12 protein-coding genes are annotated in these 14,599 nt (G+C 58.6%); 2 read left to right on the forward strand and 10 right to left on the reverse strand.

Translation table 11 applies throughout. The features are described from left to right. Positions 1-87: 87 nt before the first annotated feature. From AAAX73_RS08130 to AAAX73_RS08140, 3 genes are all read right to left on the reverse strand, one after another. Positions 88-558, reverse strand: a complete 471-nt coding sequence (locus AAAX73_RS08130) for a PIN domain-containing protein (RefSeq protein ID WP_158567280.1) — start codon at positions 556-558, stop codon at positions 88-90. Positions 559-574: 16 nt separating this feature from the next. Beyond that, positions 575-955: a translation repressor RelB gene (locus AAAX73_RS08135; RefSeq protein WP_118081124.1), complete on the reverse strand. Its 381-nt coding sequence runs from the start codon at positions 953-955 to the stop codon at positions 575-577. Positions 956-1,169: 214 nt separating this feature from the next. Further along, positions 1,170-2,555, reverse strand: coding sequence for a M18 family aminopeptidase (locus tag AAAX73_RS08140; RefSeq protein ID WP_233543019.1), 1,386 nt, complete (start codon positions 2,553-2,555; stop codon positions 1,170-1,172). Positions 2,556-2,716: 161 nt separating this feature from the next. On the opposite strand from AAAX73_RS08140, the gene AAAX73_RS08145 reads away from it, so the two are divergent. Both AAAX73_RS08145 and AAAX73_RS08150 read left to right on the forward strand, forming a co-directional pair. Beyond that, on the forward strand, positions 2,717-3,802 hold the full coding sequence (locus AAAX73_RS08145; protein ID WP_118081126.1) for a carcinine hydrolase/isopenicillin-N N-acyltransferase family protein: 1,086 nt from the start codon (positions 2,717-2,719) through the stop codon (positions 3,800-3,802). Positions 3,803-3,942: 140 nt separating this feature from the next. Next, positions 3,943-5,022 (forward strand): ATP-dependent 6-phosphofructokinase, encoded by a 1,080-nt coding sequence (locus AAAX73_RS08150; protein ID WP_118081128.1) that lies wholly within the window; start codon positions 3,943-3,945, stop codon positions 5,020-5,022. A gap of 523 nt (positions 5,023-5,545) precedes the next feature. Here AAAX73_RS08150 and AAAX73_RS08155 read toward each other — a convergent pair. The 7 genes from AAAX73_RS08155 to AAAX73_RS08185 form a co-directional block, all read right to left on the reverse strand. Then, positions 5,546-5,866 carry a multidrug transporter gene (locus tag AAAX73_RS08155; RefSeq protein WP_118081130.1) on the reverse strand — a complete coding sequence of 107 codons (321 nt, stop codon included), beginning with the start codon at positions 5,864-5,866 and terminating at the stop codon, positions 5,546-5,548. A gap of 446 nt (positions 5,867-6,312) precedes the next feature. Beyond that, complete coding sequence (locus AAAX73_RS08160) at positions 6,313-7,233, reverse strand: helix-turn-helix domain-containing protein (RefSeq protein ID WP_349125599.1); 921 nt, start codon at positions 7,231-7,233, stop codon at positions 6,313-6,315. A 639-nt stretch (positions 7,234-7,872) separates the two neighbouring features. Further along, positions 7,873-10,638, reverse strand: coding sequence for an FtsX-like permease family protein (locus AAAX73_RS08165; RefSeq protein ID WP_233543020.1), 2,766 nt, complete (start codon positions 10,636-10,638; stop codon positions 7,873-7,875). Between the two features lie 5 nt (positions 10,639-10,643). Then, positions 10,644-11,345 (reverse strand): ABC transporter ATP-binding protein, encoded by a 702-nt coding sequence (locus tag AAAX73_RS08170; RefSeq protein WP_118081134.1) that lies wholly within the window; start codon positions 11,343-11,345, stop codon positions 10,644-10,646. An 85-nt stretch (positions 11,346-11,430) separates the two neighbouring features. Next, positions 11,431-12,777 (reverse strand): ATP-binding protein, encoded by a 1,347-nt coding sequence (locus tag AAAX73_RS08175; RefSeq protein ID WP_349125600.1) that lies wholly within the window; start codon positions 12,775-12,777, stop codon positions 11,431-11,433. A gap of 23 nt (positions 12,778-12,800) precedes the next feature. Next, positions 12,801-13,490 (reverse strand): response regulator transcription factor, encoded by a 690-nt coding sequence (locus AAAX73_RS08180; protein ID WP_118081138.1) that lies wholly within the window; start codon positions 13,488-13,490, stop codon positions 12,801-12,803. A 228-nt stretch (positions 13,491-13,718) separates the two neighbouring features. After that, positions 13,719-14,297 carry a methylated-DNA--[protein]-cysteine S-methyltransferase gene (locus tag AAAX73_RS08185; RefSeq protein ID WP_233543022.1) on the reverse strand — a complete coding sequence of 193 codons (579 nt, stop codon included), beginning with the start codon at positions 14,295-14,297 and terminating at the stop codon, positions 13,719-13,721. Between the last annotated feature and the right edge of the window lie 302 nt (positions 14,298-14,599).

Genomic DNA, 14,599 nt, shown 5'->3' on the forward strand with positions numbered 1-14,599 from the left:
CGCCGTTTGGCCAACCTGCGGCGCTTTGCTGGCGCGGCCCTACCTGTGGGCTCTCGCTGACCATTATTCGACCAAAGGGGTCTAGCGCTATTTAAGCGTTGTTAGATAGCTTCTTGCGTCTTCTACGCTCATTGCTGCGACAGGCGCGTGTGAACAGAGTTTGACATCGTTGGTGACCAGTAAATCTGCTTGGGAGCGCATCGCTGCCGCAATGATTAAATCGTCTTCGTAATCGCTATGGAGATTACGCTGCTTGCTCGCCATCCATATGTCACTCAGGTCGCAGGGTACCGGCGTGGCAAGTTGCGACAACACGTCGAGGCAATCCCATGCAAGTGATGTCGCCGCCACGGCGGCATCTTGGGATAGTGAGCCATGCTCGCGCCGATACCATGCCTTATGTTCGCTTGAAATCAAATAGAACAGGTCTTTGGACGATGTCGCCGCATACAGCAAATCCACCTGCGCCGTGCATGCATCGCGTAAAAACTCAATCGCCACCGAACGACCACGTCGTGAGGGAATGAAGTAATCGAGCCACACGTTGGTGTCAACCAAGATACGCCTTGGAGCCTCACTCATACAGCCAGCTCATCTCCTCGCCATAGCGATCCGCATAGGCATTCCGTTTGAGCTCTTCGTCGTCCGATGGCTGAGCCCTGACCATATCGATTCCCGACTCACGGCAAGCGGCAGCGAACAGCTTCGACCCCTGATCCATGAGCTCGAGCTTACGTTTGGCGGCCTTTTCGCGCTCGCGCTGTTCCGCCCGGGCACGACTGGGCAGCAGGATATCCTCGAGCGCGCCGGGCCGATCAGCCAGAGATGCCGCAAGTTGCCAGAGCGCACGCACCGCTTGGCTCGGCGTCATACCGGCCCTGGAGAGAGCGGCGTCCCCACTCCTTTTAAGATCGGCATCGAGACGCACGTTGATCTGAGCGGCTGTTGTGGTCATGACCCCTCCTTAATACTTCAAAACTATCATAAAACTCTATGGTAAATACGTAAAGCATGTATAGCATTTATAAGCATTAGCCGTACTCTGTACACAAAAAGCCGCCGAGGCACACTGCACCTCGGCGGCCACGTATCACAGATCTAACTCGGTTTCACCCTTTGCATTTGCCCAGATAAAACCTGCCGAAATCAACATCCCTCTTTGGCAGGTTTTAGAGCTCCGCGCTTTCGGCTCCGTTGATATGGAGGTCGCGCTCGTAGAAGGCGGTGAGGGCGCGGATGGCGTACATCACGTCGCGTACGCCGCCGGTCTCGTAGCTTGAGTGCATGGCCAGCTGCGGCAGGCCCACGTCCACGGCATGCATGCTCGCCTGCATATTGGACAGGTTGCCGAGTGTGGAGCCTCCGGCCATATCGCTCTTGTTGGCGAAGGCCTGTGTGGGTACGTCGGCGTCATCGCAGATGGCCTGGAACACCGCGCGGCTAAAGGCATCGGTGCAGTAGTGCTGGTTGGCGGCTTCCTTAATGACGATGCCGCCGTTGAGCACAACCTGGTTGCGGGCATCGCACTTCTCGGCGTGGTTGGGATGCACGGCATGCGCGTTGTCGCAGCTCACAAGCATCGAGGCGGCAAGTGCGCGATGGTACGACTCGTCGTCAAAGCCCAGCGATCCGTTGATGCGGCGCAGCGCGTCGGCCAAGAACGTCGACATGGCGCCCTGCTTGGTCTCGGAGCCAACCTCCTCGTTATCAAAGCAGCAGAAGACCGAGATGTCATGCGCATTCTCGGCACCCAAAAATGCCTGCAGCGAGGTATAGGCGCAGGCCAGGTCGTCAAGCTTGGGCGTCGAGATAAACTCGTCGGCCCAGCCCCAAATGCGCGCATCCTGACGATTGACCAGGAACAGGTCGCGACCCAGAATCTGCTCGGGCTCAACGTCCAGTTCGTCAGCGATCAGTGCGTCAAAATCTCCCTGTTTAAGCTCGCCGACGCTGATGAGCGGGCACAGGTCGACGGCTCGGTTGGGAGCAAAGCCCTCGTTAACGCCGCGGTTCATGTGGATGGCAAGGCTCGGAATGATAGCGACCTCGCGCTCGGTAGCAAGCAGGCGGCTCTCGATACGGTCGCCCTCGCGCACCAGTACGCGGCCCGCGAGCGCCAGCGGGCGATCGAACCAAGTGTAGTCGATCATGCCGCCGTAGGCCTCGATGTTCAGACGCAGCGTCTCGCCCGCACCGTCAAGTTCGGGCACGGCCTTGACCTTAAACGTCGGAGAATCGCTGTGCGACGCCGTGAGCTGAAAATGATAGTCACCGGCAACACCGTCCTCGCCCCACGTCGCGGCCAGGTCCTCGCCCACCTTAAAGGCAACAACGCTCGAGGTGTTGCGCTGCGTGTAATAACGCCCGCCCGGCTCGATGTCCCACGCCGCATTCTCGGGCAGGTAGGTAAAGCCCGCCTCGTCGAGCTCGGCCATAATGGTCGCCGCCGTATGGAACATGCTGGGGCATGCCTCGATAAAGTCGATAAGGTCGTTGGCGGCCTCGATATCATCGGCCGTCACATGCGCGCGCTCGGGCGTTTCCTGATCCGTCATGCTCTCCCCTTTCGCTGGGTTGATGGTCCCCTCCAGCATACCCCGCCACGCCAGCGCCGCACTCTTCATTCCGTGCTTAATTCCGCGCCACTCACCAAGTTGAGCCATCATGCCCGCGCTCCTTTTGCGACAATTGCGCTAACAGGACGAGAGGAGCCGTCATGAAGCCACGTAACATTGCCATCACCTGCGGTGTCGCGGGAGTCGCCGTCGGCCTTGCCGCTGCCACCGGTATCGTTTATCACAAGCAAATCAAGTCCGCCGCGTCGCTCAAACGCTTGACCGGCTACGCGGATGGCTATGACCTGTACGCAATCGACATCGCCTACGACTACGATCTCGATCGCATCATCGCCGCTGGCGTGCGCGACGACCAGGCCTACATCGATGCCGTGGTGGCGCAGGTGCTGCCCGGTGTGCCGGCACATGTCCAGGCGCCCCAGTTTGCCTGCAGCGCTTTTGTCGCCGTAGATGCCGAAGGCCGCGTGCGCACCGGTCGCAATTACGACTTTAAGGACGACACCTCGGCGCTGCTGGTGCGCAATCACCCACGCGGCGGCTATGCTTCCATCGGGCTTGCCGCCCTTAACAACCTGGGCGATAACACTCCACTTGACTCCGTCGCCGGACGCGCCGCGGCACTCATGGGCCCGTTTGCCCAGCTCGACGGTGTTAACGAATGCGGCGTGTTCATTGCCGTACTCACCCTGGATTCCAAGCCCTGTGACCAGGACACGCAACGGCCCGTCATCAACACCTCGCTCGCCATCCGTCTGGTGCTCGACCGTGCCGCCACCACGCAAGAAGCTGTCGACCTGCTTTTCGCCTACGACATGCACGCCATGGCAGGACGCGATTACCACTTCTTTATCAACGACGCCGCCGGTGACGCGCGCGTAGTAGAATGGGACCCGCGCGATCCGGACCGCGCTTTCAAAGCGACTCCTGTACGCCAGGTTACGAACTTCTACGCCTGCTATGACGACGAAGTGCTGTCCAACCAAAAGAATGGCGAGCTGGGCCATGGTAAAGAGCGCGCCGTCGCAATCGCCGATGTTCTTGACGCCCATGTCGGTGCCCAGGACGAAACGATTGTCTGGGAAGCCCTGCGTGCCGCAGCGCAAGAACCCAATCCGGAAGACATCACCAGCAATACGCAATGGTCGGTCGTCTTTGACAATACCGAACCCGCCGCCGCTATTACGCTGCGCCGCCACTGGGGCGACGTCGACGCCTTCGCACTGTAAGGAGCCAGGCCCGTCAACCTTACGCCCGCCTGACGTTGTTTACATTTCCATACGCTTGAGCTAACACGTTTTACCCCCGCGTCAACAGTGTGCGGGGGTAAACTTATGCGCATGTTATAACTTGCCCGGAAGGATTCATCATGCTTAGGATCGGTCTTCTTACCAGTGGCGGCGACTGCCAGGCGCTCAACGCCACTATGCGCGGCATCGTCAAAACGCTTATGACAAATAGCGAAGAACCTATCGAGATCTATGGTTTTGAGGACGGCTACCAGGGCCTTATCTACAGCAGATTCCGCGTCATGACGCCCGCCGATTTTAGCGGCATCCTCACCCGCGGCGGCACCATCCTGGGCACGAGCCGTACGCCGTTCAAGCGCCTGAATGTTCCCGAGGCCGATGGCGTCGAGAAGGTGCCCGCAATGGTCCACACCTATCATAAACTGCAGCTCGACTGCCTGTTTATGCTGGGTGGCAACGGATCCACCAAGACCGCCAACCGCCTGCGCGAAGAGGGCCTCAACGTTATCGCGCTGCCCAAGACCATCGATAACGACACCTGGGGCACCGAGTTGACGTTTGGCTTTACGAGCGCCATCGACGTCGCTACCAAGTGCATCGACGACATCCACACCACCGCCTCAAGTCACGGCCGCGTGTTCGTTATCGAGATCATGGGTCACAAGGTTGGCTGGATTCCGCTGTATGCCGGCGTCGCGGGCGGCGCAGATGTCATCTTGATTCCCGAGATTCCCTACGACATGGATAACGTCATCAAGACCATCGAGCATCGCATGGAGACCGGCAGCCGCTTTACTATCGTGGCCGTCGCCGAGGGCGCTATCTCCAAGGAGGACGCGGCGCTGCCCAAGAAGGAGTACAAGAAGAAGCTCGCCGAGCGCACGAGCCCGTCAATCGTGTACGACATCGCCAAGGAGATCGAGGCCAAGACCGGTCGCGAGACCCGCGTCGCCATCCCCGGCCACACGCAGCGCGGCGGCCAGCCCGACGCCCAGGACCGCATCTTTGCGACCCAGTGCGGCGTCGAGGCAGCGCTCGGCTGCCTGCGCGGCGAGTTTGGCTACATGATTGCCCTGCGCGACGGCAAGATGTGCCATATGCCGCTCGAGGATGTCGCCGGCAAGCTCAAGTTTGTCGATCCCCAGAGCGATCTGGTGCGCGAGGCCAAGGCGTTGGGCATCAGCTTCGGCGACGAATAGCCTCGGCTGGAACCGCCCCCATCGGAGGCCCCAGGGCTTACCTCCCAAATCGTCCTCGGACATGTCAGGACCCCGCCGTGCGCTTCGCGCGGCGGGGTCCTTCCGTCCTGCGGAAAGATTTGGGAGGTAAGCCCTGGGGCCTCCTACGGTAACTAAGGAGACCGAGGCTATTCGCCTTCTTGCTGCGGGTGCCTAGGGTGGGGTGCAACGTGCATTTTCGGGAGTTTTCAGCAGCCGTGGGTGCCTGCATACTGGATTTTGGGCGAAAAGCAGGCGCCATGGGCCACGTTCTGTAAAAAATGACCAGCTCTTGAGGCATTGGGGGTCCAGGACCAGGGCATTCAACGCGGTTTTGTGCACCCGTTCCCGTACCCGCGGGCTCCGGGATGCTGAATACTCCGGAATTTGCACGCCGCCCCCGGGGGTACCTGTGGGCAAAAAGCAACCACCCAGCCGAAATATGCATTTTGCGGTGCGGTTTATGCAGTACAGCGGCTGTGGATGCGCATGCCGCCCAGCGTTCTTACCGACCGATGCAACGTCGTGCGTAGCCCTTAATGTCTTCGGTGAAACCGTCAAGGTCGTCGAGCGTGATCACGTTATCGGAAAGCAAGTTGGCAATCTCGTAATGCATGGTGCTGCGGCGAATATCGTTCACAAGCACTCCTGAGGACAGCTTGTCCCTATTGATACGCTCTTCTAACGCCCAAAATCTACTGGACGCTTCACTGCCACCGTTCAGTATCTCGATGTACTGGCCGATGAGCATTTCCATATAGCTTTCTTGCCATTTTGGGAGCAGCTCTTTAAACAGCTTCCAGTCGCTTTCAGCTAGCTCGCCCATGCTTCCTCCACTCGACAAGCGGACTTTGCCAAACGACTCTATTCTATTTGGTATTTTGCTCGCAACCGTGGATCAAGGGACCTTCGTTCTTCGAGTATGAACCTGAATGAACCGTTTGCTACAAAATGCGCCTAATTACTACGATGATTCGAATGCCTTCGACCATGCCGAAAAGGGTGAAAGTAAAACCGCAGGTAGATGGCTTGCCGATTTTCGAAAAAGATAAGTGTGGTCAGCCTCATCGAGTTCATCGTAGTAAATCGGCCTTTTTCTTGGCATGCAGTGAGTTAAATGCCAGTTCCCGTGCTGGAATTGCCCGCCCCATTCGTGAGTTGCGGTGAAATAGGGACTGTTAGACACTCCAAGGTCCTCAACGGTCCGTATTTCACCGCAACTTGGAAGGGGCGAGCGGCGTTGGCCAAGCATTGTTGACGGGTTGGAACGGCTTAGGCTTGTTTGCGGCGCTTCCATTGCTTTCGGCACCAGCACATGAGTGCCTCTATGAAGGGAAGCGTGATGAGGATGACCCATGCGGGATGGGGCTGCGCCAAGCAAAGCCACATATAGAGAAACCAGGCAATGGCGGCTGTTGGATAGACGCTGCCGATTAGCTTAGATAGATGACGTCGGTCGATGAAGTCGCCCATCGCATAGTAGACGGGAATCAGAAAGACCAGAAAGAGCCCCATACCCCACGTGCCGCAGATGATGCCGAGCGCGAGATAGGCGAGGACGACAAGTGCAGGAAAGGGAAACTCGTTCCATGCGCGACCGATCTTGGTGTGGAAATGCTTGCCATGATGGTCGAGCTTGTCGTGTGCCTCTTTCCAGCTGGAAAACGTCTCGCCGTCGATGGTGACGGTGCCGTCGTCATTGGTATGTACACTGTGTCCATCATCCTCTAGCGTATCGATATGCAATCCGCCCGGCCCCACATGGACCTCTTCACCCTTGCGCTCGTTAGCCACGTGGATGCCACTCCAACCAACATGAACCTCTTCGCCTTTGTTGGGATCAATAACATGGATACCGCGTGCGAGAGAAATATCGACAAGTGGCTTGCCGTCAGGATCCACGTGCTCGGTAGAAGACTCGGCGCCTTCAGACTCGTCCAAATTGTCTGCGCCAGAGTCACTGTCTGCCGAGTCATCGGTATCACAAACCGCTTCTCCATACAGCAGTTCATCCAGTGACACGCCATACAGCGCGGCGAGTGCAATAAGGTTATCGGTATCGGGCGAGGATTCGCTGCGTTCCCATTTGCTGACAGCTTGGCGGCTTACGCCCAACTGGGCAGCAAGAGCCTCCTGGGAAAGACCGGCAGCTTTGCGGCAATCGACGAGGCGCTGTGCCATCGCAAGATCCATAGTGGTTCCTTTCATGTGGCGACCGTAATCGAATGAGCCGAGTATGCCGAGAATAACCGGTAGCGACCACCATTTCTAGTTAGAATCTGCCCCAACCCTACCGCAACTACGAGTAGCAACCCCCTAATGGCCTGCCCTTTCATGACAAATGTCAGTACGCATAACAGCCAAGAGCCCTCTCAATATGTTGCGGTGGAATAGTTCCTGTTTCATGGCTCTGCTATGCCAAACAGGAACTATTCCACCGCAACTTACTATCAGGCCACGCACCCGCAGAGTAGCTACGGGTGCCTAGGGTAGGATGCGGCGTGCATTTTTGGGAGTATTCAGCAGCCGAGGGTGCCTGCATACTGGATTTTGGGCGAAAGGCAGGCACCATGGGCCGCATCCTGTAAAAAACGAGCGGCTCTAGAGGCGTTGGGGCTCAGAATCGGGGCTTTCAGCGCAGTTTTGCACTCCCGCCCCCGCGCCCGCGGACTCCGGGATGCTGAATACTCCGGAATTTGCACGCCGCCCCCTGGGGCACCAGTGGGCAAAAAGCAACCGCCCCGTCAAAGTATGCATTTGGCGGGGCGGTTTATACAAAAAGGCGGTTGTGGACGCGTCAACGGCTCGCTAGAACTTGAATCCCAGAACAGGCTACTCGGCACTCTTGAGGGCGCCGACCATGTCGATCTTGTTGAGGGTACGATTGGTGGCGAGGTTGACGATAAACGTAAAGCCAAAGGAAAGCACCACGGCGAGCACGTAGCTTAGCGGCTCGACCTCGACATCAAAGTACAGCGACGGCATCTGCAAAATGTACGTAAAACTCTCGGCCAGCAAGCCGCCCAGCGGCACGCCCAGCGCAGCGCCAATCGCCGTGAGGATCAACGTCTCCTTGTTGACGTAATGGTGCACCTCACCGCGGCGGAAGCCCAGTACCTTGATGGTCGCCAGCTCGCGCTCGCGCTCGGAGATATTCGTGTTGGACAGCGTAAACACCACCACAAACGACAGGCACGCTGCCATGAAGGTCACGAGCACCACAACCGAATTGATGATCGTAAAGTTCGCCTCATAGTTTTCCCAATGCTCGGCCGTACTCGAAATCGTAAGCCAACCGTCACTCTTAAGATTCTTGCTAAACGCAATCTGGTCGGCCGACGAACCCTTAAGCAGCACAAAGACGCCGTTAAGACGTGCGCTTCGACCGAACGCGCGCTCATAGGTGCCCTGCGTCATGTAAAGCGTGTTGCCCAGATAGTTAAGCGAAATGTCGCTGACTTTGACCTTGGCAACATTGAGCGACGAATCCTGGACGTGAGCCGTATCGCCCGGCTGAATCCCCAGCACCAGCTGTGAACTTTTGCTCAGATACACGTCTCCGTCACGCAAAGACAGCGGTTCTTTTGACTCATCCTCCAGACGCACGTAATCGCCCAAGTCACTCGTGCGGTTATCGGGCACCACGATCAGCTGCACGGTCTCGCTCTTGCCGCCAAACGTAAAGGTGACGTTGTCGGTCATAATCGGCAGGGTCGAGGTCACGGTCACGTTGAAATCATTGGCCGCGCTGCGCTCATCCAATGCCGCGCACGTCTGCGAAAAATCGTCGGGATTGGCGACCGCCAGCAGGTCGTAGCGCGTGATATGCCCGTACTGTTTGGGCGAAAGCGCCACCGACGTGTCGCGAATGCCCATACCGCAGATCACGAGCGCCGTGCAGCCGGCGATACCGAAGATGGTCATAAAAGCGCGCTTTTTGTAGCGGAACAGGTTACGTGCTGCCACCTTGTTCAAAAAGCCCATGCGGCGCCAGATAAAGCCGATGCGCTCAAGCAAGATGCGAGAGCCGGCGCGCGGGGCCTTGGGACGCATGAGCGAGGCTGGGGTCTCGGCCATCTCGTGGCGGCAGGCGATAATCGTAGCGCCCACCACGCCCACGGCAAACAGCGCCACCGACACGAGTGAAGACACGATATCGTACGAAAGCAGCATCTGGGGCAGCGAGTACATGTCGTCGAACACCGTAAACAAGAACAGTGGCAGGCCCACAAAGCCGATGATGTTGCCGAGCACGCCGCCGATCAGACATGCCCACAGCGCATAGTCCACGTATTTGGACAGAATACGCCCGCTCGAATAGCCGAGTGCCTTGTACAGGCCGATGAGCGTGCGCTCCTCCTCGACCATGCGCGTGGCGGTGGTAAGACTGATGAGCACAGCAACGACAAAGAAGATAAATGGGAAAACCGTGGCGATGGCCTCGATCGAAGAACTGTCGCTCTCGACGCTCGAGTAGCTTGCGATGTTACCGCGGTCCTGAATGTACCAGGTGCATTCGCCCAGATCGGAAAGCTCGGCGCGGGCATCGGCAAAATGCTGGTCGGCGGCGGCGCGGCGCTGGTCCAACTCGGTCTGAGCCTGGACGCGCTCCTCGCTGCCCTCGGCCATACGGTTGATGTTATCCTGCTCGATCCCAAAGAGCATGGCGGTCTGACGCTCGGCCGCATCCAAGCTTGCCGGCGTGTCGACCGTCAGCTCCTGAGCGCGCGCCTTCTCGCGCTCCTCGCGGATCTTCTCGATATTGCCTTTGACCTCGTTGATCTTTGTCGTGTAGGCATCCGAATAGGAGTTGAGGCTCTTGGCTCCCTCGACGATCACGTGGACCGCGGAGTAGGAAGAAGATGTCGCGGCATCCTCGCTCACATAGAACTTATAGTCCGCCGCCGAAGCAGCGCGAAAGGCGTTGACTGTCGAGTCGGAGCTCACATCAGTGGGATCGAGGACCTCGGCCGTAATGGTGTAATCGCCTGCGGCAAACTGATCCTTGGCGCTTTGGTTCGACGAGCTCGCGTCATTGGCGGCAAAGCTCACCGTATCGCCGAGCTTTTTGCCCGAAGCCTTCAGGAACTTCGAAGTCACCGCGACCTCATCGGCGCTCTCGGGCAAATCGCCGTTCACGAGCACCGGCTGATCGATGTTCTCTTTGGAAAGGCTCTGCACGACCACGCGCTCGCGCGTTGTGCCCACGGCGGTGTAGGCGGTCTCGGTGTAGATGCCCTCGGCCGTCTCGACGCCGTCGACCTCTTGGATAGCCGCAAGATCGTCACGCGTAAGACCATAGGTCGACTGCACGTTAATGTCATAGACATTCTGCTGGTCAAAATAGGCGTCGACCGAATCGCACAGGTCCTCGCAACCCGCCTTAAGGCCGCACATCACGCTCACGCCGAGCGCGGTGATGACCACGATAGATAGGAAGCGCTTAAGACTGCCCCGAATCGTGCGGTAGATGCCACGGCGAAATACCGTCGGCACCATATCGTTTGAGCTTTGAGCGGTGCGGTAGGTCGCGAACTCCCGGTCGCGACCCGCGTGCTCCGTATCGTGGTTTTGGCTGTTTTGGCGATCTTGGTCCATGGGCGCTACCACTCGATCGTCTCGATAGACACGGGATTTTGCTGAACCGTCTCGCTCTCCACGCGACCGTTCTTAAAGCGAATCAAGCGATCGGCCATGGGCGCCAGCGCGGAGTTATGGGTGATGATAATGACCGTGATGCCCTGCTTGCGACAGGTATCCTGCAGTAGCTGCAAGATCTGCTTGCCAGTTTTGTAGTCGAGTGCACCCGTGGGCTCGTCGCACAAAAGCAGCTTGGGATTCTTGGCCAGTGCGCGGGCGATGGACACGCGCTGCTGCTCGCCGCCCGAAAGCTGCGCCGGAAAGTTGGCGAGGCGCTCGCCCAGGCCAACCTGGCGAAGCGTCTGTTCGGCATCGAGCGAATCGGGGCAGATCTGAGCTGCGAGCTCGACGTTTTCGAGCGCCGTCAGGTTGGGGACCAGATTGTAGAACTGGAAGACAAAGCCCACGTCGGCGCGGCGGTATTCCACAAGCTGTGCCTCGTTGGCAGCGCTCACGTCACGCCCGTCCACCGTCACGGTGCCGGAGGTTACCGTATCCATGCCGCCCAGGATGTTGAGCGCCGTGGTCTTGCCGGCACCCGAGGCGCCTAGGATAATGGCGAGCTCACCGCGCTCAACGGTAAAGCTCGCGCCGTCGAGCGCGTGAATGCGGGCATCGCCCTCGCCGTATGCTTTGATGACGTCTTTGAATTCGATATAAGCCATCGATTAATTCCAATCTGGTCGGATAACTCTTTAGTATTACCCATTTCCCACCGACCAAAAAGGGACAGGTTTATTTTGGCAGGTTTTAGAAGCGGACGATGAAGGTAATCTGGTTGCTGTGGCCGCAGACAGAAGCACTCCCGCCATGGGCCTCGGCGATGGCTCGCACCACAGATAGGCCCACGCCCGAGCCGCCCGTCTTGGAGTTACGCGAGACATCTGCGCGGTAGAAGCGGTCAAACAGCCGGTCCAGGTCACCCTCGGGCAGCTCATCAACAGCATTCGATACGACAAGATCGGCCGAGCCTTTGCCCGCACCGCGCGAGTCTGCGCGCAGGCTTAGCTCAATCACGCTGCCCTCGCTTGCGTAGCGTGTGGCGTTGTCCAGCAGCAACTCAACCACCTGCGCTACCGCCGCAGCATCGGCATGGGCCCGCACGCCACTCGCAATCGACGTCGACAGACGCTTGCCGCGCGAAACCGCCACCGACTCAAACGGCGCCGCCGCCTTGTCCACGGCCTCCGAAAGATCGATCGATGTCATGGTAAAGCCGGCCGAACCCTCGTCCATACGCGCCAGGAACACCAGACGCTCCGTCAGCGCCGTCAGCCGCGCGACCTGCTCGTGAATGCTCTGCGTCCATTCGCTCTCGCCGCTCTCGATTTCCTGCACCTCGTTGGCGGCGTCGATCACAGCTAGCGGCGTCTTGATCTCGTGGCTTGCATCGGTAATAAAGCGCTTTTGCTTGCTGTAGCTCTCGACCATCGGCCGAATCACCGCACCCGAGGCGCCCGCCACAATTGCCAGCACTGCCAACCAGCCAATGCAACTGATTGCCACGCTCGCGCTCAAAAACGAATGAAAGCTTGCAAGCTCACGCGAGCAGTCCACGAACACATAGGTGGTCTCACCGTCTTGAACGTCAGTCGTATAGCGATAATTGCCAGAAAAACCCGAGACCCAACCCTTGGAATGCAACTTTGCGGCAATACTGGCGGCGCGCTTGGCACCCACCGCGGCAATGCGGGCCGTGTTGACATCGGCAACCTGTCCGGCGGCAATCGTCACCGTAAAGTAGCGCGTGTCAAAGGGAGCTTCCGCCGTCATGCCTTCAAAACGCCCGTCGCGAACAGCCGCCCGGTTACCAGTAGCAACCTTGCCGGCAACCGCATCCTGGCCGGGATCGGCTTTAGGCTCGTTCCCCCAATCGATACCGTCCTTGCCCGCCAGGATATAGTCCAGGCGAGCGTCGGCCATCTTGCAGACATGCGAATAATTGACGATGTTGATGCCGGCGATGATGAGCGTGAGCACCACGGTCACGGCGCCCATGGCAACCAGGATGAACTTGCGACGCAGGCGGCGGCCCAATGCGTCAGCAGAATTTGCCCGCCCCGTACTACTCGAGGCGGCGTGAAACCGCTCCGTCATGCGTTTACACCACGTGCGCACGCTCACGCCTGCTCGCCTTCCTCGACAACCTCAAGCGAATATCCCTGGTTGCGCGACGCGCGGATGGCCACATTGGCACCCAGCGCCGCCAGCTTTTTGCGCAGGTACGAGATGTAGACCCACACCACGTTGGCGCCTTCGGGCGCGTCCTCACCCCAAACCTCGAGCATCAGACGCTCGGTGGGCATGCGCGTGCCAGCGTTGCGCATAAAGAGTTCCATAAGCTGAAACTCGCGATTGGCTAGGTGTTCCTCGCCCAAGGGACCCACAAGCGTGCAAGCCGCCGTATCGAGGCGCACGTTGCCCACACTGAGCGTCGTGGCATCGATCGCAGTCGCGGCGCGCGTCATGGCGCGAATGCGCGCGAGCAGCTCCTTGGCGGCAAACGGCTTGGTCAGATAGTCATTGGCGCCGGCGTCCAGGCCCTCAACCTTATCGGACACCTCGCTTTTGGCCGTGAGCATGATGATGGGCAGTCGCTTACCGGCGGCGCGTGTGCGCTTGAGCACCTCAATGCCATCCATGCCGGGCATCATGATGTCCAGGATTGCGGCGTCATAGTCGTTGGCGAGCAGATATTCGAGCGCCGTCAGACCGTCGAGGGCGGCATCGACCTCGTAGTCGCTATGTTGAAGAATCGCGGTAAGGGCACGGGAGAGGCCGGGTTCGTCCTCGGCAAGCATCAGCTTCATAGTTGTTCCTTTGGCGCACGGCTATACAGGTTTCGATACCGCCGATGATAGTGCACCGCCAGCCGTCTTAGCGCAGCCTTAGCTGCTCAACCTGCGCGTTTTCAAATACGCAGGATATAGCTTAACCAAACTTAAGGCTCAGATGCCGAGCGCTTGGACGCATGCCGGTCGCGAAAAGACAGCGACTCGTCCTTTCGCGACGTCCTAGTTATGCAAAGTGTTCGAGCGTTACGCCTCGTACGCGCCCTCAAGCCGAAGCAGCCACTCCTTGCGATCGAGCCCGCCGGCATATCCGTTAAGCGAGCCGTCGGCGGCAACCACGCGATGGCACGGCACGATAATCGAAATGGGATTGCGAGCGACCGCAGCCCCCACCGCACGGGGAGATACAACAGGGTCCTCATTTCTCGGCACACGATGTCGAGCGGCAACACGCTGGGCGATCTCGCCATACGTAGCGACCTCGCCACGCGGGATAGAAAGCAGCTCAAACCAAACCTCGCGCTGAAACGCCGTACCAATCATATGCAACGGCGGCGTAAACCGAGGCTCCTGCCCCGCAAAATACGCATTCAGCCAAGCCCAAGAACGCTCAAGCACCGAAGAAGCCGCGCCATTTGCCGGACTCACCGAAGACATCCCACCGGTACCAGAAACCGCATCGGCACCTACGACATACTCCGCATCCTCTTTGAGCAGCGTAGAGCCAAAGTGCTCCTGCCCTTCAAACCAAAGCCCCGTCAAACCGCGGCCATCAGCGGCAAGCAGGATTTCGCCCAAAGGCGAAGCAAATGTCGTCGTGACCACCAGCGGCTCCTTTCAAAACTCCGCAAACATAATACCGCGAACTGTGCAGACAACCTGTCAGATACACCTGGGCAGGCTCGTAATTGTTTAAGCGAGGCCGCTTTCCCCAATCAAGCGAAGAAGACGCAGGGCTTCGACGCCAGAGCGGTACCTCTATCAGCTGAGCTCTAATACTTTCCCGAGAAGTGAACGAGTAAAAACGAAGCCCCGGAGCATCCACATCTTTAGACCAGAAAACCGCAGGATTCGCGCTGCAAAACCTCAGGAAATAGCGGTCAAAATATGCCAATGCTTCGGGGGTC

This window comes from Collinsella sp. CLA-ER-H9 (assembly GCF_040092295.1).
Lineage (GTDB): Bacteria > Actinomycetota > Coriobacteriia > Coriobacteriales > Coriobacteriaceae > Collinsella.